This window comes from Flavobacterium magnum (genome assembly GCF_003055625.1).
GTDB classification, from domain to species: domain Bacteria; phylum Bacteroidota; class Bacteroidia; order Flavobacteriales; family Flavobacteriaceae; genus Flavobacterium; species Flavobacterium magnum.
Genome location: NZ_CP028811.1, coordinates 1,791,130 through 1,814,697 on the forward strand (window position 1 = coordinate 1,791,130; position 23,568 = coordinate 1,814,697).

Here is a 23,568-nt window from a genome sequence, read left to right on the forward strand (position 1 = left end):
ATAAAAAAAGTAACATGAATATAGAAAACACCACCACACTCGTAGCCTTAAAACAATCAGGCTATACCTCCAAAAGCATCAAAGACGAACTGCGCGACAACCTGCGCCTCAGGATAAAATCAGGACAGCCTGTTTTTGAAGGCGTGTATGGTTTTGAGAATACAGTCATCCCTGAACTGGAGCGCGCCATCTTATCACGCCACAACATCAACCTGTTGGGGCTAAGGGGTCAGGCGAAAACGCGGCTGGCCCGTAAAATGGTCGGACTGCTTGACGAATACATCCCCATCGTCGCAGGCTCTGAAATCAATGACGATCCGCTTGAACCCATTTCGCGCTTTGCCAAAGACCTCATTGCCGAAAAGGGTGACGACACCCCCATTGCCTGGGTACACCGATCTGACCGCTTTTTTGAAAAGCTGGCCACACCTGATGTTACCGTTGCCGATCTTATCGGGGATGTTGATCCCATTAAAGCGGCCAACCTGAAACTATCCTATGCCGATGACCGTGTGATTCACTTCGGTATGATCCCAAGAGCGAACCGCTGCATTTTTGTCATCAACGAATTGCCCGACCTGCAGGCGCGTATCCAGGTGGCGTTGTTCAACATCCTGCAGGAAGGCGACGTCCAGATCCGTGGATTTAAGATCAGGATGCCCCTTGATATGCAGTTTGTATTCACCGCGAATCCTGAAGATTATACGAACCGCGGGAACATCGTTACCCCTTTGAAAGACCGTATCGGCTCCCAGATCCTGACGCATTATCCTGAAACGTTAGCCGTGGCCCGCAGCATTACGCAGCAGGAAGCCAGGCTGGATGCGCAACAGGCAGGGGCTGTTTTGGTGCCTGCACTCGCCAAAGACTTACTCGAGCAAATCAGTTTTGAGGCACGCGAAAGCGAATATATCGATGCCAAAAGCGGCGTGAGTGCGCGTATGAGCATCACGGCCTATCAAAACCTGATCAGTACCGCCGAACGCAGGGCATTGCTGGCAGGGACTGACACCACCACGGTACGCCTGTCCGACTTTATGGGGATTATCCCGTCGATTACCGGAAAAGTGGAACTTGTGTACGAGGGCGAACAGGAAGGCGCGGCCGTAGTGGCACAGCACCTCATAAGCGATGCGATTCATACGCTGTTCCCTGGGTATTTTCCTAAAATAGAAAAGCTTGAACGCGATGCCACTGCGAGTCCGTATGCGCCATTGCTCGAATGGTTTTTTACCGAAACGGGTTTCGAGCTCCTCGACGATGCGACGGATGACGCCTACAAACAACAACTGGATGCCGTTGCGCCATTGGAAGCCTTACTGCAGAAATACCAGCCCGGCTGCCTGCCCGAAGAAAAATATTTCTTCAAGGAATTCCTGCTCTGGGGGCTGGTGGAATATGAGAAACTGAGCAAGGACCGGATTGCGGTGGGGTATCAGTTTAAGGATCTGTACAGCAATTACATCAACAAGCTGTAACTTAATTTATACGATTGGATGAAGGAACCCGGAGCGTAAGGCTTCGGGTTTTTCAATGACGAGAAGTTTTTTTTCGGAAGAAAATGTTTGGACACTTTCATCGGGTACACGATTCGCTTACAAAAGTGCCTACTCCCCAAAAAAAGTATCGACAAAACTCCTGAATTTCAATAGCAGTGTTTCTCCAATTGTTTTCCGATGGAGGACGGAAGGCTGGCTTTCCAGCGTCTCAATCACCTCTTGTGTGGTCGGTGTCCGTTGGGAAAACAGGTAGTTCTCAACCAACATTTTTAACTTGTCACCATCGAGCTGCTCCTGTGCTACAAACTGGTCAAACGCCTTTTGCTTTTCAGCATCCATAAAGCTTTCGAACTGCTCTTCGATGCTGTCATCCGCAATCAACGGCAAATTCTCTGTAATGAATTTCTCGATAAGTTCCCGCTTGCTCCTCAACCTGACATCGCCGGCAACTAAATCGAGGATTTCTTTCTGCTTGCGCTGTTTTTCTTCGAGCGACATAGCGTTCAGTTTCGCCAATAGGTTCAGGATGTATGCGACCGTGATGTCATCGCGGTGGATTAATTCCAACTCAAAATCGACTTCATCAAGCACCGATACTTTTTCCTTGGAAGTCCTGACCTTATCATACAAATCCAGGTACTTACTCTTATAATCCTCAAACTGCTGTTCTTCGATGTCAAGGTCGTCAAAAGTAAAATCAGCATAGGAAGCAATCACGTTGCGCAGTCTGAGCAACTCCCGGAACGCCTTGATAAATTCCAGCTCCTGATCCTCGCTGGCCAAATCGTCTACCGAATCCACCGCAGGTGCAATAGCCAAAAGCTTGTCATAAGCGGCATTAAAATCATCCACATAGTTCACATACGGCTTCATGATAATAATCTCCTTCGCCTCCTTGTTCGAGAACAGCGCAATGGCATCATCAGTAGCCTTTTTAAGATTGCGGAACACAACCACATTGCCTTGTGACTTCTTCTGCCCATATATCCTGTTGGTGCGCGAGTAGGCCTGTATCAGTCCATGGTAACGGAGATTTTTGTCCACAAACAGCGTGTTTAAGCTCTTGCTGTCAAATCCGGTCAGGAACATGTTTACCACAAAAAGCAGGTCGATCTTCCGCTTCCTGACCCTATCCGACACATCCTTATAGTAGTTGTAAAAGGAATCACTGTCCTTCGTCGTATAATTGGTTTGGTAATCCTTATTGTATTCCCCGATGTAGGCTTCTAGCTTATCGCGCGTGTGGTAAGATGCATAAGGTTTTCCTCCCGGGTCGGCAATCACATCGAAGTCCTGAAAATCCATGGCTCCGAATTCCTCTTTATCATCCTCATTGGCACCATAGCTAAAGATAGTAGCCGTGTTCAGGTCATGCCGGCCCTCCTGCTTCAGACGCCTGAAAATATCGTAGTACTTGATCAGCAGCTCCACGCTGCTCACGCAGAACATCGCCGTAAATTGCCCGCGATGCGTCTTGACAGGATGTTGCTGTATGATGTAGTCTGCAATCTTCTCCAACCGTTGCGGACTCTCCATGAGTTCCTGCGTGTCTATGGCTTCAACTTCAATGTCGATTTCGTTTCGCGAACCGTCTTTCTCGCGGTACTTCCCAACGTATTCTACCGAGAACCGCAGTACATTCTCATCCTTAATGGCATCAGTGATAACATACTGGTGCAGCTTCTCGTCGAACAGCGCTGCCGTCGTATGCTTCTTTCCCGCTTTGGAAACCGCATTGTCTACAAAGATTGGTGTACCTGTAAATCCAAACATCTGGTAATTGCTGAAATACGCCTTAATCTTTTTATGCGTATCACCAAACTGCGAGCGGTGGCACTCATCAAAAATAAACACGACCTTCCTGTCTTTGAGCTTGTCCATCGTCTTCAGGTGCTGCTCCTTGGTCACTGCCGTATACAATTTCTGTATCGTTGTGACGATGAGGCGCGTACTGTCATCCGCAAACTGGCTGACCAGCGATTTGGTATTATGTGTACCATCCACACTGCCCGGCGAAAACTCATTAAACTCTTTGGAAGTCTGGTAATCCAGGTCACGGCGGTCCACACAAAACACCACCTTATCCACTTTAGGCAGTTTCGACAGGATCTGGCTGGCCTTGAATGAAGTCAGCGTCTTTCCCGATCCGGTCGTATGCCAGATATAACCATTCCTGTTCGTAGTCTTCACCCGTTCAATGATCTTCTCTACGGCGAAGTACTGGTACGGCCGCAGCACCATGAGTGCCTTGTCGGTCTCGTGCAGCACAATGTACTTGGTGATCATCTTGGACAAATGGCACTTTTCTAGAAAGCTATTCGTAAAGTCGGCGAGTTGCGAAATCCGCTTGTTGTTTTCATCGGTCCAGTAAAACGTCTGCTTAAAGTCGGGTTGCTGTCCTGTGAAGTTGCTGAAGTATTTCGTATTCACGCCATTACTGATGACGAACAGCTGTATGAAGTTAAACAGCCCCAGCGACGCGCCAAAAGAGTGCTTGCTGTACCGGCTGATCTGGTTGTACGCCTCTTTCATTTCGAGCCCACGGCGCTTCAATTCAATCTGCACCATTGGTATCCCGTTAATCAGCAGCGTCACATCATAGCGGTTCTTAAAACTGCCTTCCATCGTGACCTGGTTGGTAACCTGGTACTGGTTCTGGCACCAGTGCTCCATATTCAGGAACTCGACATACACGACTTCGTTGCTGTCATTGCGGAAAGCAAACCGATCCCGCAGCAGTTTGGCCTTCTCAAATACATTATTCGTCTTGGTCAGGTGGTTCAGGATCTGCTGGAAATCGGTATCAGAAAAACGTTTGTTATTGTGTTTTTCCAACTGCGTCTTTAGGTTCGCGAGCAAATCCTTTTCATCTCGGATATACGCCTTGTCATAGCCATTGGCTACAAGCTGGGCGATAAGGTTTTGTTCGAGGATCTGTTCGGATTGGGAGGTCATTTATATTATCTTTTAAGGCTGAAGTGGCCGCGTTCCACTTTCCCGTTCGAACGTGTGACCACAAACCAGTAATCATCAGCCGGCAATTCGGCTCCGTTATACTTCCCATCCCAATGCCCATTGTATGGCATCTGGTGAATCAGCTTTCCATACCGGTCAAATATACGTACGTTTAATAGAGGCTCGAGAACTGAAAATTTAACCTGCCAATAATCATTATATCCATCACCATTGGGCGTAAAAAACCTCGGATACATCAACAGCACTATATCTTGCGACACCACACCGCAACCGTTCTTATCGCGAACATAAACCGTATAAATACCACTGGGAACTCCGTCGAAAACATTTTGGTCCTGGAAACCTGTACCATCTATCGAATATTCGTAATCTCCGCTTCCGGCAGCCAGAACCGTAATTGTATTTTCGTCATCACTCCAATCTTGGACAGTCACGTCGTTAATCACCGCCACGTCAGATTTTACGACACTGAAGCTTTTCGTGTCACTACACACTACACTGCCATGTACTGTTGCTACGCTGACAGTAAACGGGCCGGTATCCGAAACTCTAATCGTACGCGTAGTTTCCCCGCCTGACCACATGTAGCTGTTAAATCCGGGTCCCGCGTCGATGGTAATTTCTGTATTTTCACATATCGGCACAATATCAGGCAATTGGATTACAGGCATCGCCACCACCGTTAACGACAGTTGAACAACCTGCGAACATCCATTGGCTGACGTAATCCTCACGTAGATATCGTTGACGCCTAACGACAATGGATATTGCGAAGGTGTATTAATCTGGTCCGATGTGCTGAGAAGTTCCGCACCTGCCTGCGAATGATAATAGGTAAAAGTAGCATTTGAGATATCCGACAGTAATTGTTGATTGTAATCACTTAGGTCAATTACTTCAGTTCCGTCGTTCAGGTCATCACAGATGAAATTGTGATAATCATTGGCATTAAGCGTGGTAATAAGCGCTACGGCAATCGGTATCCTGCCAATGCTTTCACAATTATTCAGCGTTTGTGAGGCATAATAAATACTTCCGTTTGTAAGCGAAGTACTGGCAGGTAAAGCCGTACCGCCTGAAGCCGAAAGGTACCATTGTATACCGCTTCCCGTCACAGCTAGATCACTAAGCACCGGATTCTGAACGGAGCAAAAGCTTTGAGGGCTTGTGGCGACAGGCACAGATGTAGCATACACATGAACGGTTACCGCAACCCGTAAACTTTCGCAGTTATTAATCTCCTGCGAGGCATAATAGGTAACGCCGTCCTGTATTAAAGGATTTCCGCTAATAATATTTCCTCCCGTAACAGAATCATACCATCTTATATTTTGCCCTGCAACCCCAAGATTACTGATTGTTGCGGCATCTTGCATGCAAAATGACTGTGGTGACGCAGCCACGGGTTCCGGAGTACTATTGATGGTAACCTGCACCGAAGTTCTTGGGCTTTCGCAGCCTATAAATTGTGATACAAAATAAATCGTGTTATTTTGCAATGGTGTTGTAGCCGACAAAGCAGCAGTGCTCGTAGCGGTTTGATACCATTTAAGATTTTGCCCGGTAGCCACAAGGTCAGATATTTTAGCCGACTCACTTTCGCAGAAAGTCTGGTCAACCGCAACAGGGGGTGCAGGTGTAGGCAGTATACTGACTGTGACAGCCATTCTTGGACTTTCAGGGCAGGAGCCTATTTGCCTTGACACATAATACACGTGGCCATCCACTAACAGGGTCGTACCCGTCAACGGTGTAATTGCTGTTGGCGCATCATACCAATGCGTGGTTTGGGAATAAGGGGTTAAATTACTGATGGTTGCATTTTGTGAGTTGCAGAATTGCTGCGTCGGGCTTGCCGCAGGCATAGCAGGATTACAGGGCCCCAGTTTCTGTATAAACCCATTGTAATTGTAAGTAGCAGGATTGAGCGAATCCAGTGATGTGTAAGAAGTTGGCGAAGGATCAAAATCGCAGACCCTGTTATATTCTCCTACCAAATAGTTTTCGTCATCCACTACAGCAATTTTCCTTATCCTGAATTTATCGCAGATATTATACGGAGTCTGCAATGGGAGTTCCTGCCCAAATTTAATAACGCTTTGAAAATTACGGTTCTCGTCATACTTAAGCAGGAAAGCATCGCCAAAATAGCCGGAGTTCAGGACGTTCGTATTTGCGGAAGCGTCAAAGTCCATGGTTCCGTGATACCAGCCACCAAAAGTGTACCTGCCGGCAGCGTCTACATTGATTGCGCTAAACGAAAATCCGTCAGTATTATTCACTATCCCAAAGCGCTTAACTTCAACAAAATTGCCATCGAGGTCCATGAAAAGCATGAATTGGCATCTTCCGCTTACAATCGCATTATTGGCAGACAAATCAACATCAATATCGGTCGTGGTATAGTAGGTTTTGTCACCCAGAATAACAATTCCGTTATCTGACACTTTATAAGCCAACGGCTCATGGTGATCGAACTCCTTTTCCCACAAGGTGGCTTTGGTGGCACCATCGATATTGTAAAGGATATAATTGGAGGACTTAGGCAGGATAAGGTTAATATTGTCATCCGGCCTGACCTGAAGCATGGAATAATCATTATGATGGACATCGATTTGCTTGGTCCAGATAAAGTTTCCTGCCGGATCAAGCTTCATGACATAATTCCCAATACCCGTGATGCTTAAGTTGAGATCAGGATTGGAAGCGCTTAACGTAATATTATTCGTGAAATACCCAGATATAAACATATTGTTCTGGCTGTCAAGGTCAAATGAATCCGCAGAGATGTTGTTGTTATTTCCATAGTTTCGGGGAATGGAAACAGTAGACAAAATAGTACCATCGGGGGATATCTTGTAAATCTCAAAAAAACCGTTGATGACATTTTGCGTTGGATGATGATGCTGTATGGTTAACATCGCATAGATATTCCCATCAGTACCAATCTTGATGTCAATGGCATGATCGCCTCGCCGGTAGTCCCCGAACATGTGCCCCCAGAGATAATTACCATCCGCATCCAGCTTCAGGAGGTATGTAGCCCCGAGATTCTGGATATTAAAATTGTCTATAATATCTACACCGTCAGGCGTGGGATCCATATCAAAAGTATACGACTCCGTATCGCCCAATATATAACTGTTTTGGTCATCATCAACGGCCTGCCCGATAATAAAGTCATCGTATTCATATTGATTGCCCCTGACCTCCCGTACCCATGCGAAATTTTGGGCACCTGAAGAAAATGGGAAAGCCAGCAGGCAGGAAAATAAAAAGTAAACTTGCTTCATAAGCGACTTTAATTAAGCATTACAGCGCAAATATATTGGCTTTGTAACATAAAAAAAGAGACAAGGACTATTTTTGTTAAAAAGCACAAACGAAAGGTCATTTGGTGGATGTCCTGGTTTCTCTTTTTGCAGGCAAATCCTTTTCGTCCGGGATATAAACATCTCATGGCCATTGGCAACCAATTGGGCGATAAGGTTTTGTTAGGGGATTTGTTCGGATGGGAGGTCATGGGTTAATGATCAGAGGTTCACATAATTTATTGGATTTGAATTACCACGAACAAAATAATGTTTGACAGACTTATTCAAATATTTTCCCCTAACATCGGTGGGCGCTAAAAGTCCCTCAAATTCAAAGCGTTTGATAAGACTTTCTCTAGTATCTAAACCGCTGTTGCTTTTTATACTCCTAGTAGTTATAGTTGTTCCCGCTGGATGGACACCAGTGATTTCATAAACTTCCCGAATAATGCCTTTGTATACAGCGATTCCATAGGTAGCTTTTTTAGCACGCTCAGGATTTAGTTTCCATCTGCCGCGTGTATATTCATAAAGCTCCTTATCCGTGAACCCGGATTGATATGCTTTATTAATCCTGATTAAAATCACTGGTTCTTGTATGTCAACTGACTGTACTTCCATAAACTATTATTTGAAATCCGTTTTGTCGCTTATAATTTTTAAACCTTCATCAAATGAGTCTGAAACATAAGCTTTTTTTGAAAGTTCTTTGCCATAGAAATGCTTATATCCCTTTTCAATTTCCTGTATCGTAATTTTACCGCTCTCCAAAAGTTTGTTTAAAATCTCCCTTTTTTTTTCAATGGTTGTTTGTGAATATTCATACGAGCCGGGATCAAACAATGTTCTAAGTGTACGATGTTTGTACATTGATCCAAATACTTCGTCGACGATTTCTTGATAGTGTTTTTTCATAACCTTAAATTTAAACTTTCCATATTTGCTTGAGCTTGTCGATTAGGTATTTGCTTCTTTCCACAATTTGAGCTTCGCCCCAATCAGGTTTATTTTGAAAATAAGTATTTAAAAGAACAGTTGAATGTTGCGCTATTTCCTGTTTTTTGATTTCAAATGGACTATTGCTTACACTCGGATTCAACGCGCTTGTAAGTATTGTTAAGTTGCCAATGGAATGCAATAACCTATTTCGGTTTTGAATTTTATGAAACTTTCCATTTTTATCATCTTCCGTCATAACAGCATGCACTGCTATATTGAAATCTTCTTCCGATATATCAATACCGTCTAATGGCCAATGCTCATACCATGTTTGTGGTAACAAATGTTCAATTGTTAGACCGTGATTAAAAAATTTCACAGCTTCCTGCTTACTTCCCCTTATTGAATGCTCAACTTCTAATAATATATTGGAAATACTTTTTGTTCTGTTCCGTTCTTCAATATAGAGCGGCCTTTCTAGAAGTCTATCCATAAAAATGTTATCTGATGGCCACAGGTTAGTTTCGGCAGTTTTCGCCTTAAGGTGCTCTTTGAATGCGTCAGCATCCTTATTTTTAGTCAGAAATTTTAAAAATTCCAAGAAGACATTATTGTAATTTTTTGTTGTGTAGCCACATAAAAAACGTCTGGTGACGTATGAATCTAAATATTCGTAAATCTTTCCTTTGTTCTCTTCGGAAATTTCTGTGTCTCCTTCAATAAATAATATTAATGGATAGATAGTGGATATTCCCATATCAATTAATCTGCCGGCAAGTCTATCAAATTTACTTTCGCCATCAGGCCTGGTAAGCCTTTTAAATATCTTACCATAGCGGCATAATTCTTTTAGCTCATCTTCTACCGTTACAAAATCAGAGTTATTGATTATAAACAGCTTATAATGATAAAATACCTGATCATATCTCATCTCAATTTGCAGTTTAAGAGTGAGGTAATCAATCATAAAGAATTGTAAACTCGACTCAAAGTACCTGCCTCGGCTTATTTTTTCATGCCATTTGAAATTTGACTCCGGATCATCAAATTCATTCCAATATTTATCATAAATTTTATCTAAATCCTCATGACTGCTGTTCGCACGCATGAAAATATAGTTCCTTATCAGGTCGGTTTCGGTCAACGACGCACCGCGCCCATTCATAGTTTCGAAAATCATCTGGGGATCATCATGTTGAGTAAGTCCGATTTCGACAAACTGAAAATCTCTTTTGAGAACCAACAAAAACTGAAGTATAAGCTCAGTCATATCGCGCTTTGTACCTGTTATAAAATCTTCAAGTTTCTCGTAGAAAAAAAGATATGCGGCCAGCATCTTACTTCTGTTCTTTGCCGCCTGTCTATATGTTCTATGACCATAGCCATATTCTGATAATATTGGAGTAATAAGCAGCTCTTCTACTTGCTCATAAGTATTATCAATAATAATTTTGAAAACCTCTTTATTAAATTTTGTGGGTTCGAGTTTAAATTTCTGTGTATCATAATCACTGTCACCGAATGATTTTTCATTGAACAGAAATTTATCAAGTTCTTTAATTAAATTTTCGTCTCCAACATACTTTCTACAAATCTCTCTAAAAGATGCTATTAAAATCTGAAAAGTAGTCAGCCTTTGCTGACCATCAATTACACTATAAGTTGATAGGGTGCTTGTGGTTGTCGTTTCTTGGAATAGAACAATTGACCCTGTATAATGCGGATGAATTTTTTGCTTGTTAAATCGCTCGTTATATTTATTTAGGAAATCTTCCCATAACGGTATCAATTGGTCATGCTCGTTCCAGACGTAATGGCGTTGAAAAACAGGAATCCTAAATCTAATTTGTTTATTAAATAATTCTTCTAATATTGGTTTTCCTAAGTTCATTTATATACGCTAGTTAATATTTGTAATGTAGAAAAGACTTCTAAAACAGTTTTGAAGTGAATTTTATACGGAAAACAACCGGTCGAAAAATGGTGAATGTCTGCTTGTAGCAAATTCCAATAATTTAGTAAATGTCATTACCTCTAAATGCATGTTTTTGTTTGGTTCCATTTTATAGTATGAGCCGAAAGGAGTTTTATTCCAACCTTTATCCAAATTATATTGTTCAAGTTGAGGAGGAATTACATCTATGATTATATATCCAAATTTTGGCGTTTCTTTTTTAAGAATTACCTGCTTACCTTTATAGTTCTTTTTGTCGGGAGAGTATAAAAAATCATCAAAATATGGCTCAACAAGAAGCGAAAACTCCCATCGATAATCTGTTTTATTTTTTTGGTGAGCAATATTCCCGGGACGTTTAAATTCAAATATCACCATCGAACCAACATCGCCATTGCTTTTATCTGCGAAACCAATTGGATTGTCAAACATAAGTGGGTTTTCGTCTAAAAGCAATAAGTCAGGCTCTTTACTACTTTTCTTTTGGCTCATCGAAGTAATTGACTTATCTGATGCAACAAATTTGTACATTAGAAATCTTTCATCTAGAAGCCACAAATTATGTGTTTCATAGTCAACATCATTATTTGTAATTCCCATCGGGAATATTAAATTATGAATATCAGCTTCTAATTTGTATTTGCCGTCTATATCCGCTTCTAAAAACTTTTCAAAAAGCCTAATAATTGCTTTCCGCCGCATCATGTAATCGGCTAAACTATCAACATCGTAAGCAGTTTTATCACGAAGATCGTTCTTTATAATTTCAATTGATTCCTCAGTAATTTGTTTATTGTCAATAAATTCCTGTATATTCTTCTCAACATTTCTTCGTGCATTAAAAGATATTTTATAAAGAAACTCTTCTTTTTTATCATCAGGTAAATTTGGTGGAATTGTACTGAGCAATTCTTTATTTTTAGCTAAACTCCTAAATCGTGGTGCTTTGTCATAAATGTAATTTTGTAGTTCCGTTTGACTTTTCTCTTTTGAATCTCTTACATGGTCATCGTATTCTTCCTCTAATATTTTAACGAGCTCCTCCTCAATTTCTTCAAAAGAAATCTTATTTGAAAATTCAAAAATTTGGTTTTCCTTTTCCAACGGAATGGCAAAACCATTTCTGGCTTTGTACACATTTTTATTAAAATACTCAGACACTACATATACTTCTAACAAATAAGGCTTTCCATTAATTAAAAGCGGATAATTAAATAAACTATTTATTTTACCAATGTTTTTCGGTTGTCCAACCACTCTGGAATTAGCACAATAATATGCATAATGATTTCGTCTGTTTCCTTCTTTTGCAACTTTTGTAATGTAGGCCCTGAAACTTTGATTACCAACTTTAAACACTCTTTCATTATCTTTAGATACACGTTGGTAAAGTTCATTTATAATTTCTCCCTTTTTTTCTTCGGATTCAAAGATTGTTATCTTTGGCAACTCGTCGCTTAAATAATAAATTAAACAATGGTGCATTATCTCATTCGAGATCGCCTCAAGACTTAATGCTGTATTATCTTTTATGATTGGATTAAAACAATCTCTTAATTCGACAGTTGTCTTCCATTCTTGATTTTCAGATAATTCTAAAGTCACAGGTTTTATTTCATTCTCTGCATCACAACTGAATTCTCTATATTTCCAAACAGAACCTTCCATATAATTACTTCTTACTTTTATCGAATTGAAAGCCGCCATTACCGTAAATCTTCCAATTCCTTTACAACCAAAATCCTTGTTGGTTTTTGAAAAAGGGGTTTCGAAAGACCTGTAATTAGATTCATTGAATCCAATTCCATTATCAGTAATTATGATTGATTGAATCGTTGGAATGTTTTCAATATTTGTCTGAAATGGCAAATCTCCTCTAACAATTTTTATCTGAATTTCCTTATCGACAACATTAGATTGGTGCAAACTTATTATGGAATTTACTAAACTTTCAAATAATGGAAGTAATGCATCGTTAGATGTTAAATCCACTGTTTCTACAATATAACTTGCCGGTACTACCATAAATTAATTATTTTTAAAATTTATTAAACTAACATCTCCCGCCAACGACCCCTTCTTCCGAATCTCCAAGCCCCTCAATTTCCTCGATTATTTTCAACAACTTAATCTTTATCAACTTTACTCCAAATTAAATAGCGAACCATTTTTAATTATTAATTGGTGTAAATAATTTGCGCTTGTGAATGCAGCATATTCCTGATGCTTATCTTTTTCCATGTGGCTTTTCTTCATATTGCCGAAGTCTGAAATAGATTTAATTATAAATGCGATTGGTTGTGGCGTTATATCAGATACACTTGCGGCGTATGCTATTGCAAAAGCCTCCATATCAAATCCTATTAATTTTCCATCTTGATTTTTTATTTGTTCTAATAATTTATCATTTGCTATAACTGCTGAACCCGATACAAATGGTCCAATGTGCGCCCTTATTTTCTCTGCTTTTCCATCAAATTTTAAGTGGGATCCAAGTTTATATACTGTGTCATTTATTAGCGATTGTTTTGTCAGGCGAATTAATGCCCCTATTAATTGTTGTTGAATGGTTATTGGAAATCTGTATGGAGAAAATTTTTCTACAATTTTGGTCCGTTTCCAAAAGAGGACAGTTGTTTCTTCAGCTTCTAACGAGCTTTTTCCACTCCCATAGTCCCATAGAATGTCTGGAATCATTACGTCGCCAATATTACCTGAAATGCCTGCAGCAATTCCGCACATAGCAACTAATTTTGGTGTAAATCTTGAAATTACCTTCGACGCTAAGGAGGCCGCTGAAGTCATACCCATTTGATTAGAACAGACCACAAGTACTTTAATCTCTGCACCACTTTCTAGTGTAAAAATACCTTGGAAATAAGTAGTTCTTGAAGGATCGTGAAAATTTGGAGTAAACCCATTGTTTAGCAATTCGACAACAGCCAAATATTCTTTTATAATTGCAGTGATAATCACGACATCAAAAACACGTTGAGGAACCGCTTTAAATTCTATTTTCTTTTCGTCAATGTCAACCGCTGGATTTTTTAAAAACTTGGCGACCTCACCTAATGCAAGAATAAATTCAAGCATTTCAATAACTTTCTTTCTATCTTGATCAATTGACGTTAAAATAACGGGGAAGAAGTAATCTTCGTCATCTGAATTTTCCGGTGAAAGTTTCGAATAGATATCATCAAATAACTTATCATCATTTTTTAAAAAGATGTAAAAACTTTCCCACGCTTTTGCTAATGACTTGGGTGATGCGAATGTTTGCGGAATTAATAAATCGCCGAAAGTTTCGTCTATATTATGATAAATATTGATTAGAACTTGAATTACCTCATTATCACGATAAAACGATCCATATCCACCTTGAGGGTATGTTCTATACTCTCTCATATGAATTAAGAAATCTGGCATATTTGATTCAACAAACTTGCGAAAATATGGAACTGCCGTAGGGAAAAATTCTAACTCTATACCCATTATAATCTTATCTTTCAGTTTGCATTTTTATTTATTGCTATTATGCTTTCTTTATCTATTTCTTTCACACAAACATCTCCCCCAACAACCCCCTCTTCCATTTCTCCATCCCTTCAATCTCCTCCTCAACCAACCCAATGTTAAAATCTAACAGATAGAAAATTTACGATTGTAATGTGTTCTTCCTCCGTCACACCCCCCACTTACCAATAAACAGTCCGTTTACAATAAAAAGGCTATACAACCATCGTCAATCCACATCCATTAAACCAAAACCCTCCGGCACTTTTTTGGAATTTACCTTGTTGTAAGGCCAGATGTAAATGGTTGTAACAACATTAAAATCAGCATCTAACAAATTGTATTGGTCAATTGGCGTGCTGACGATGTTGCTGCGTACCGCACCGGTTCGCTCCCAGCGGTATTGGGAGGAGCCCGGCTTGATATAAATCAGTTTATCCAGGTACTTTCTTGATTCAGAAACACTGGTAAGCAGTATTGGGTTGTCTGTGGAGAAGCCATATTCACCCTGGTGATTGGGCAGCTCATCATCGTGCGTCCCTTCTGCCTCCCTGATTTGCGCTACCATGGCCTCCATGCGTGCCATAAAATTGTCGGTGTCGTCATCCGACGCTTTTGCCTTTTTCCTGAAAAAATTAAATAGGCCCATTGTTTATTATTGTTTCGTTAACTGTAAACTCCTACACAAACATCTCCCCCAACAACCCCTTCTTCCAATTCTCCATCCCGGCAATTTCCTTCCCAACCAACGCAATCTTATCATCAATCGCAGATAAGAAATTGGCGATTTTGGTTTGTTCTTTCACGGGTGGGAATGGAAATATAAAACCATTTAGGCTTTTGGTAGTAATTTGATTTATAGTTGCCCCCAAATGCTCATGAACTTGCTTTATAAAGAAATCTGATTTAAAAAAGTGAAATAAAAAACGATTATAATTGCTTCTGTATATTGTCATAAAAGCGCCAAAGGCATATCCCTCATGCTCTTTTTTAATAATGGCACATTTTCCAATTAAATGCTTGCTTCCGTTCCTTGCACAAATCAATATATCATTTTCTTTAACGAAGTTCTTTTCCGAGATTTCCGCATTTACAAACACATTATCCTGAAAAGTTATCACGCCATCCTGAATGTTGGATGACCTTAATACTAAAATTCCGTCTTCCTCCACGACATCATCTGGCGAATAGGTCAAGCCAATATAACTTTGGCCAATCTCTCCCAAATTCTTTTCCTCCCACTCCCCAAAATCTCCACCATCATCATCCTTAAACCGAACCTCCTGACTAAAGATTTGCTGCATCATCCCTTTTTTATATTGCTCTAAAAGGGTTTTCTTTTTTAGTAACAAGTTTAGTCTATCTTCAAATAGTTTTAAGAAAGCCGAAATTTTAATTTGCTCATCTTTTTTAGGGATTATAATCTTATATGGTTCAATATGTTTATTATTGATTTGAGGTATAGTCGAGGTGTCAGCTATTTCGTATAATTTCTCATCTAAAATTTTGTAAAATAGAAATTCGGAATCAATATTTGTTGGAATAAGCGCCATCATATTGCTGTCCATCAAGATATCGACAGCATTAATGCGAACTTTGTTATTTAAAATTGCAGCCCCTCTTTTTGGAAAGATAATCGAATTTTTTGGAATCAGATTCTTCTTATTATTTGAATAAAATCGACTAAATGCCTGATATTTATCGCAGTTGTTTAGTTCTTCAACCTTTACAAATGGATATCGACCATTATCTTCAATAAGATAATTGGACGGACTTACTCCGCTCTTTATCTCAATTAGCTCCCCTAACTTTCTTAGTTCCCACTCCCCCTCAAACCCCGGAAACCGTAACCTCGGTACTAACTTTTCCATGCTCAAAATGGGGTATTGATTCCTAATTCGGTACAAAATGCGGCAATCGTTTGGTCTGTTTCCGCTATCGCCCGGTCCAGTGCCTTCAGCTCCAGCGCCACCGCATTGATGTCGATCGACTCGGCTTCCTCAAACGTGTTTACATAGCGCGGGATGTTCAGGTTATAGTCGTTTGCCTTAATGGATTCCAGCTTAGCCACGGCCGAGAACTTGTCCACCACGGCTCGGTCGCGGTAGGTGTCCGCAATCTTGTCAATATGCTCACCGCGCAGTACATTCTGGTTCTTGACCTTCTCAAACTCCTTGCTGCCATCGATAAACAGGATGTCATCAGGGAACTCGCGGCATTTCTTCAGTACCAATATACAGGTCGGGATGCTCGTACCGTAAAACAAATTCGCCGGCAGCCCAATGATCGCATCCACATAGTTGCGGTCCTCGATCAAATATTTCCGGATATGCCCCTCGGCAGCGCCGCGAAACAGCACCCCATGCGGCGCAATACACGCCATGATGCCGTTGTCGTCCAGTTGGTGTACCATATGCTGTATAAACGCAAAGTCGGCCTTCGTCTTGGGCGCCAGCCTGCCGTATTGCGAGAAACGCTCGTCGTTCATAAACAGCGGGTTCGCACTCCACTGTGCAGAGAACGGCGGGTTCGCCACAATCGCCTCAAATTTATAATCCAAATGCTGCGGGCGTTCCAGTGTGTCCTCATGTCGTATCGTAAAATCATGGTACGACACATTGTGCAATATCATGTTCATCCTCGCGAGGTTATACGTAGTTCGGTTCTGCTCCTGCCCGTAAAAATGCGCGACTTCACCCACTTCTTTCGCCACGCGAAGTAGGAGGGAACCTGAGCCGCAGGTAGGGTCATAAACAGACTTCAGTCGGCTCTTGCCCGTCGTTACGATCTTCGCCAATATCGACGACACCGCCTGCGGCGTATAGAACTCGCCCGCCTTCTGTCCCGCACCGGCAGCAAACTGCCCAATCAGGTACTCGTAGGCATCACCCAGCACATCGCCCTCGGTATTGTCCAGATCAAAATCAATCGCATTGAGCGCCGTGATGATTTTCACGATCACCTTGTTCCGGTCGCTGACGGTACGGCCAATCTTCGTCGAGTTCAAATCGATATCATAAAACAGGTTGTCAAAATCCTCCTCAGACTCGGCCCCCATTGTGCTTTTCTCGATGTTTTTAAGGATGCGCTCAAGGTCTTCAAGGATAAAGGTTTCCTCGCTTTCATCATCATCGCCGTCCTGTGCTTTTTTAGCATTCCCTTTGGCAGCCAGGCTGCTGAACAGGTCCGAAGGCTTCAGGAAAAAACCAAGCTTCTCAACCGCAGCATGTTTGACGGCCTCGATGTATTCGTTTTGGGTGTCTTCGTTAATCGCAGTGTATTCGATATGGTCCGGACGGAGAATCTCGTTCGCGTATTTCTCCATCTTTTCGGACAGGTATTTGTAAAAGATAAATCCCAGTACGTAATCCTGGAACTGGTTCGCGTTGATCTTGCCGCGCAGGATGTTCGCGATGTTCCAGAGCTGGGATTCAAGGAGTTTTTTTTGTTCGTCTGACATAGGTGCCGTTTTATATTTATTGGCTAAATGTAACGGTTTACAGTAGTAAAAGCAAGAATTGTCCGGGGCATGGTAGCTGCTTTTGCATCACAGTTTCGGAAGTCCTGTGAGCCAGGCCTGTATCTCCGCAAGCAGCGCCGCATCCCTTGCCGCCTGACGCGTCGGGTTCGCAGGGGTAAATTCGGCAATCGGGATAATGACGTCCAGCCACCCAGTGCTGCGGTTGTAATTTTTGTACAAATGCTGGTAGGTGATGCCTTTGGTACGGCAGGAACAAAGGATGATATCCACCTGTCCATGGAATGATTGAAGGGCTGCATCAATTTTCAGCACGCTGGCATGGTCGTCACCTGCACTGTTGACAAGGATGTTAAGCTTACCCACCGTGAGCACGCCACAGCTGTCTTTGGTAAGATGGGCAGGATCCAGCCCGATAGTGTTGGCAGCGCCATGGGTGGTGATGATCCAGTCGGCAATGGTATTGATTTTAGTGGTTTTGCCCGTATTGCTGTTTGCTTTCAGGATAATGATCTTGTTCATTGTGGTAATGGTTTGATTGTTTTTGGTATGCCTTCGTTGCCAATTCACAGGGCACACTTTGGGGAATGCCGCCCGGGACTTGTCCAAACATAAACTATTTTAGCGACGCTGAACCACGTAAAAATACCTGTTTTGTACACCCGGAAACGAGGCCGGAATAGTAATAGCTTGCATTGCTAAAAATAGGGGTCAGGCAAACACAGCACAATACCCACTAGTGGGTATTTTTTAGATAACCATATTTAATTATCTTGCCGCAAAAATCCGCACCCGTTAAATAGGCTACTATGAAAAAACTTGCCATCCTCATTGCATTACTGTCATGCTGCCTGGCCTGCACGTCTGATGACGACCTCACATTAAACGGCACGATCCAACTTGACACCGGTACCTACACGCTGACCGAGGGCTCGGTCAATTACACCACATCGACAATCACAGGACTCGATGTGGTCGATTTTATGCTCACCAACGGCGGCAACACTCCCGTAATGTCCGTTCAGGTCAACAGGCCTGCTGATGGGCAACCGCTTACCGGGACGTATCATTTTGACAGGATGCAGGACGCACCTGACTACGTCAGCGCGACCTTCAGCCCCGCCAACGAAACCTACCTGGTCGTACATGGTACACTCGACATCCAACAGCACGCAGAAGACAAATACACCCTCACATTCCACAACAACAAAGGCATGTCATTCAGCACTGATGCACTCCTCGATTTCGGTGGCCACATCACCGGCACATTCGTAGTATTCCAATAACCCCACCCCACAAACACAGTCCCATTCCCCTCCTCCGGAGGGGTGGCCGCAGGCCGGGGTGGAAAAATCGCTCCCGTTAACGTACACCTACAGCGGAGGGGTGGCCGCAGGCCGGGGTGGCAAAAACGTTCCCGTTACTTTGAACTTACAGCGCAGGCTTAACCACAAGCCATAACACCAATTCTATCATTTTACTTCCAATGTAATCACAACGCATCAATCCCACCCCGCCTTTCAGGCACCCCTCCGCAGGAGGGGAACACACGTCCCATTCCCCTCCTCCGGAGGGGTGGCCGCAGGCCGGGGTGGTAAAAACGTTCCCGTTACCGTACACCTACAGCGGAGGGGTGGCCGCAGGCCGGGGTGGCAAAAAGTTCCCGTTACTTTGAACTTACAGAGTAGGTTGACCACAAGCCATAACACCAATTCTATTATTTTACTCCCAATGTAATCACAACGCATCAATCCCACCCCGCCTTCCAGGCACCCCTCCTCCGGAGGGGTGGCCGCAGGCCGGGGTGGATAAAACGTTCCCGTTAATTTGAACTTACAGCGTAGGTTTAACCACAAGCCACAACGCCAATTCTATTATTTTACTCCCAATGTAATCACAACGCATCAATCCCACCCCGCCTTTCAGGCACCCCTCCGCAGGATTGGAACACACGTCCCATTCCCCTCCTGCGGAGGGGTGGCCGCAGGCCGGGGTGGAAAAAAAACGTTCTCTTTACATTTCACGTAAAACGTAGGCGTGACCCCACGCCGTCGTAAAAAAACCACCAAACCCCACATCACAAAAAAAGCGCCCCTCTCAGGGCGCCTTCAAAAAAAAAAGGGAATAAGATCAAGCCACATCAATCACCGTCAGTGCATTAAACTGTCCGTTGCTTAACGGATACTGCACCCCGTTCATTTCCTGGTAAAATTCCATGAGCAGCAGGTACAGCACCGTGCCGGTACCCGTAGGTACGCCGGTAGGAGTGAGGGTCACATTGCCCATGGTCGCACCAAGGGCTAGATTCACCACCGGGCTGTACGTAATCGCTTTCTCTCCCGTATGGAAATTCAGGTTCAGGAATCCCGCCCGGAACGAAACATGCGTAGCATGCGGGGGTGCCGTAATGTGGTCGGCAGGAATCAGGTCGCTGATCACCACTTTACCCGTCGCCTTAGTGAGTGCGTACGCGGCACTGAGCGCCTGCGGCAGCGAAACCTGTCCGTTAAACTCAAAACCCTTGAACAGTTCTTTGCCGGCGGTGGTGCCAAGGCCGTTGTAAACCTGCCGCTGTCCCCGGACTGACGTCGTATCCATCGCCTTGATGGCCGTCATGACCTGCATCATCCGGGTGTTCATTGTGCCGTCCTTCGCCTTATTGACGAGAATCCCGCAGGAATCCCGCAACAGCTTGCCTGCACTGGCAACCATCCCAAACTCCACGCCGTTCTCCCGTGTCCGTTTGAATTTAGGGTCATTCATGATGCGGTGCTTGCTCACACCGCCTTTTTGCCGTAAAAGATATTCATCTTTTCTCTTAAAAAAGGAAATGTCATCGATCTTTCCTTCAACCTTTAAAAATCCGCGTTGTTTCGCCATGATTAAAAAATTTAGAATTAATAATGGCACAAAGGAATATCGTTATGGTGCTGATTTCCAAATAGCTGGTTCCGCTGCGTTCGGGACAGTGCCGTTATTGTCTGTTTGTGTACAAAATGTTCCGCTGTTGCAGCATAACCAAAACAACACTCTGACAGTATTGCAGGTATATATGTTAATTTATTGTCAATATGTGATTTAAAATTTCAAAACCTTGCGATATTTGATTTAAAGTTAGCCGCAGTTCAAACAGTTATTGTAAAAACCGAATCACCCGGTTTCCGACAGGCAGTAATGCGGGCAAACAGCGCCGGTACTTCGTCACTAGTGCGTCACTAGTGCGGTACTAATGCGGTACTAGTGCGGTACTAAAGCGGTACTAGTGCGGCTTAAAGCGGCAATAAAAAAATAAAAACAGCGATTTTGATAAAACAATTATAAACCAAAAACACCACAACATGAAAAATTCCGAAGGCACCTCAAGGCTGTGCATCCACACCAAAGACATCGTACTACTGACTGGCTACAGCGAAGGCTACTGCCGCCGCCTGATTCGGGAAATCCGTGCCCGGAACAGCAAACAGCCTCATCAACCCGTCACCATCTCTGAGTTTTGCAGCTATTTCGGCTTCACGGAAGCGGACGTCCGCAAACGCCTGAACTAACCCATTCCCCTCCTCCGGAGGGGTGGCCGCAGGCCGGGGTGGTAAAAATCGCACCCTTTACCTTATACGTAAAGCGTAAGGGTGGCCGTAGGCCGGAGTGGCAAAAACGTTCCCTTTACTTTAAACGTAAAGCGTAGGGATAGCCGCACGCCCGAGTAAAAAAATCTTTCCCTTTACTTTCACAGTAATCACAACGCCGCAGCCGTCCCACCCCGCCTTTCAGGCACCCCTCCGCAGGAGGGGAAACTCACGTCCCATTCCCCTCCTCCGGAGGGGTGGCCGCAGGCCGGGGTGGCAAAAAACGCTCCCTTTACCTTACACGTACAGCGAAGGTGTGACCGCAAGCCATGACAGCAAAACGCTCCTTAACCTGGAACACCACAACTACCCGCATAAATCCTTACATTTAACGAACAAATACACGCCATGCAAACAATAATCGCCACAATCAACGGCATCCCCATTTATCGTAGGGATGTTGCATACCTCCCCTCCAATGCCAAACTTACGTCACGAGCCCGTTTACTCCGCAAAGCAGGTAATCTTGCCGAAGTCATTTTCTGGAAACAGGTACACCGCGGAAAATTCCATCATATCGACTTCGACCGTCAAAGGGTAATTGGCAATTATATCGTAGATTTCTATATCAAATCCTTAGGTCTGATTATCGAAATTGACGGCGCCAGCCATAACGATAAAGCAGATTACGATGCGCGCAGGGAAGGCCACCTCACTGCACTGGGCCTGTATCTATACCGCATCATCGATTACAGGGTGAAGCACGATCTGGCGAGTGTGATGGCGGAACTCGAACAATATATAATAGCACATTTCGGCCAGAAACAGACAACAAAGTAATGCCGTCCATTCCCCTCCTCCGGAGGGGTGGCCGTAGGCCGGGGTGGTAAAAAACGTTCCCTTTACTTTACACGTACAGCGTAAGGGTCGCCGTAGGCCGGGGTGGAAGAGACGTCCCCTGTACCTCACGCGCAAATCGAACTCAGCAGGCAAACTCCATCCATCCCACCCCGCCTTTCAGGCACCCCTCCGCACGAGGGGAAACACACGTCCCATTCCCCTCCTCCGGAGGGGTGGCCGTAGGCCGGGGTGGAGAAATCGTTCCCCTTACCGTATACGTAAAACAGACGGGAGGCCGTAGGCCGGGGTGGTAAAAATCGCTCCCTTTACCTTACACGTAAAGCGTAGGGATAGCCGCACGCCCGAATAGAAAAATCTTTCCCTTTACTTTCACAGTAATCACAACGCATCAATCCCACCCCGCCTTTCAGGCACCCCTCCGCAGGAGGGGAACGGGTAGCACAAAAAAAAAAGAAACCCGCAGCCTTACATTGCGGGTTCTTCATTTCACCAAATCTGAAATTACAGTGTGCGCCTGTCCTTACTGTCCTTGCCATCAGCGGGGCTGCCGGTGCAGTTCCCAAGCTGCGTCGGCCCGCCCACTCCCCAAAAATGGATGGCGCGGCAGCGTGGCCAGGCGTACTGCCGTTTATTGTATAACCTTTCGCGTCACGGTGGAGCCGTCCAGGGCAACTGCCTGAACGATCAGGACCTGTTTCGTCCAGCCGGCTTCGATAGCGACGGTAGGCGCGTTAACGTGGCTGCGCGACGTGAGCAGCCTGCCGCTGGTATCATAGAGGTTCACGGTAGCAATATTCTTAGGGCTTTGTATCGAAAGGGTGCCATGGGCAAGGCATACCTGCACACGGGCAAGGGTGTTGTCTGTGCCGGCCGAGAGGACGCTCGCGGTCGCCATATCGGCATAGAGAACCTCAAACCGGTCGTTAAAGATACCCGCATTGCTGGTAAAGGTGTACGGCGCCTCGCTCACATTGTGCAGCGTGCCGTCAAGCTTGTCGCGAACCAGGATGTCCTGGGCTTCAAACAGGCCGTCAGCATCCGGTATAGACAGCGTGAAACTGCCCGCCTGCGCCGCCTTATAGCCCAACGGGATCACATCGTCGCCCGTAAACGGCAGCGGCCGTCCCTGGATGATGTAGGCGTCCGTGCCGAGCAAAGTGTAGAATACGCTCGTTGAAAAGCCCATACAGTCGTAGCCCGGATCCGCACCAATAGTGGTGCCGTCCATATAGCCCACGAGTATTGTACTGACGATGTCGTCGCTCGTGTGCAGCGACAGCCAGTAGCGGTGCCGTTCGGGTTCAGTGGTGTCGGTGACGCGTAGGTTTCGGACTTGGCCAGGCTGCGTGCCGTGGGCAGTAAACGCCGCCCGGGATGGCCAGGCTGAAATGGTACAGAGCAGGATGCAGGCGAGGAAGAGCCGGTCTTGTAGGGTGTTGTACATCTGTTTCATGGTGTTGTCGTTTTTGGT

General features: G+C 44.1%; 17 protein-coding genes. 4 read left to right on the plus strand and 13 right to left on the minus strand.

Features of this window, described 5'->3' with window-relative positions; all coding sequences use genetic code 11:
- Positions 1 to 14 precede the first annotated feature (14 nt).
- Positions 15 to 1,478: an AAA family ATPase gene (locus HYN48_RS07280; protein ID WP_108370479.1), complete on the plus strand. Its 1,464-nt coding sequence runs from the start codon at positions 15 to 17 to the stop codon at positions 1,476 to 1,478.
- A 129-nt stretch (positions 1,479 to 1,607) separates the two neighbouring features.
- Here the strand turns inward: HYN48_RS07280 and HYN48_RS07285 are convergent, their stop codons facing one another.
- From HYN48_RS07285 to HYN48_RS07335, 11 genes are all read right to left on the minus strand, one after another.
- Entirely contained in the window at positions 1,608 to 4,454 is a 2,847-nt protein-coding gene (locus tag HYN48_RS07285; RefSeq protein WP_108370480.1) for a type I restriction endonuclease subunit R, read from the minus strand.
- Positions 4,455 to 4,459: 5 nt separating this feature from the next.
- Positions 4,460 to 7,768 (minus strand): T9SS type B sorting domain-containing protein, encoded by a 3,309-nt coding sequence (locus HYN48_RS07290; RefSeq protein WP_108370481.1) that lies wholly within the window; start codon positions 7,766 to 7,768, stop codon positions 4,460 to 4,462.
- Between the two features lie 240 nt (positions 7,769 to 8,008).
- A complete protein-coding gene (locus HYN48_RS07295; RefSeq protein WP_108370482.1) occupies positions 8,009 to 8,410 on the minus strand; it encodes a hypothetical protein in 402 nt (133 codons plus the stop codon).
- Between the two features lie 6 nt (positions 8,411 to 8,416).
- Positions 8,417 to 8,704 carry a hypothetical protein gene (locus HYN48_RS07300; RefSeq protein WP_146171742.1) on the minus strand — a complete coding sequence of 96 codons (288 nt, stop codon included), beginning with the start codon at positions 8,702 to 8,704 and terminating at the stop codon, positions 8,417 to 8,419.
- A 10-nt stretch (positions 8,705 to 8,714) separates the two neighbouring features.
- The gene (locus HYN48_RS07305) at positions 8,715 to 10,619 is read right to left on the minus strand and encodes a DUF262 domain-containing protein (protein WP_108370484.1); all 1,905 of its coding nucleotides are present in this window, start codon (positions 10,617 to 10,619) and stop codon (positions 8,715 to 8,717) included.
- Between the two features lie 63 nt (positions 10,620 to 10,682).
- The gene (locus HYN48_RS07310; protein WP_108370485.1) at positions 10,683 to 12,707 is read right to left on the minus strand and encodes a hypothetical protein; all 2,025 of its coding nucleotides are present in this window, start codon (positions 12,705 to 12,707) and stop codon (positions 10,683 to 10,685) included.
- 117 nt (positions 12,708 to 12,824) lie between these two features.
- Positions 12,825 to 14,174: a 5'-methylthioadenosine/S-adenosylhomocysteine nucleosidase family protein gene (locus HYN48_RS07315; RefSeq protein WP_108370486.1), complete on the minus strand. Its 1,350-nt coding sequence runs from the start codon at positions 14,172 to 14,174 to the stop codon at positions 12,825 to 12,827.
- 250 nt (positions 14,175 to 14,424) lie between these two features.
- On the minus strand, positions 14,425 to 14,844 hold the full coding sequence (locus HYN48_RS07320; protein WP_108370487.1) for a hypothetical protein: 420 nt from the start codon (positions 14,842 to 14,844) through the stop codon (positions 14,425 to 14,427).
- A 31-nt stretch (positions 14,845 to 14,875) separates the two neighbouring features.
- Positions 14,876 to 16,066 carry a restriction endonuclease subunit S gene (locus HYN48_RS07325; RefSeq protein ID WP_108370488.1) on the minus strand — a complete coding sequence of 397 codons (1,191 nt, stop codon included), beginning with the start codon at positions 16,064 to 16,066 and terminating at the stop codon, positions 14,876 to 14,878.
- Positions 16,067 to 16,068: 2 nt separating this feature from the next.
- A complete protein-coding gene (locus HYN48_RS07330) occupies positions 16,069 to 17,655 on the minus strand; it encodes a type I restriction-modification system subunit M (protein ID WP_108370489.1) in 1,587 nt (528 codons plus the stop codon).
- Positions 17,656 to 17,742: 87 nt separating this feature from the next.
- Entirely contained in the window at positions 17,743 to 18,195 is a 453-nt protein-coding gene (locus tag HYN48_RS07335) for a hypothetical protein (protein ID WP_146171743.1), read from the minus strand.
- A gap of 287 nt (positions 18,196 to 18,482) precedes the next feature.
- Between HYN48_RS07335 and HYN48_RS07340 the strand changes: the two genes are divergently transcribed.
- Positions 18,483 to 18,959 (plus strand): hypothetical protein, encoded by a 477-nt coding sequence (locus HYN48_RS07340; RefSeq protein ID WP_108370491.1) that lies wholly within the window; start codon positions 18,483 to 18,485, stop codon positions 18,957 to 18,959.
- A gap of 844 nt (positions 18,960 to 19,803) precedes the next feature.
- Here HYN48_RS07340 and HYN48_RS07345 read toward each other — a convergent pair.
- Positions 19,804 to 20,553 carry a hypothetical protein gene (locus HYN48_RS07345; protein ID WP_108370492.1) on the minus strand — a complete coding sequence of 250 codons (750 nt, stop codon included), beginning with the start codon at positions 20,551 to 20,553 and terminating at the stop codon, positions 19,804 to 19,806.
- A 458-nt stretch (positions 20,554 to 21,011) separates the two neighbouring features.
- On the opposite strand from HYN48_RS07345, the gene HYN48_RS07355 reads away from it, so the two are divergent.
- Both HYN48_RS07355 and HYN48_RS07360 read left to right on the plus strand, forming a co-directional pair.
- Complete coding sequence (locus HYN48_RS07355) at positions 21,012 to 21,218, plus strand: hypothetical protein (RefSeq protein WP_219909575.1); 207 nt, start codon at positions 21,012 to 21,014, stop codon at positions 21,216 to 21,218.
- A 426-nt stretch (positions 21,219 to 21,644) separates the two neighbouring features.
- On the plus strand, positions 21,645 to 22,076 hold the full coding sequence (locus tag HYN48_RS07360) for an endonuclease domain-containing protein (protein WP_108370495.1): 432 nt from the start codon (positions 21,645 to 21,647) through the stop codon (positions 22,074 to 22,076).
- Between the two features lie 649 nt (positions 22,077 to 22,725).
- On the opposite strand, the gene HYN48_RS07365 is transcribed toward HYN48_RS07360, so the two are convergent.
- Positions 22,726 to 23,325, minus strand: a complete 600-nt coding sequence (locus HYN48_RS07365; RefSeq protein WP_146171744.1) for a hypothetical protein — start codon at positions 23,323 to 23,325, stop codon at positions 22,726 to 22,728.
- Between the last annotated feature and the right edge of the window lie 243 nt (positions 23,326 to 23,568).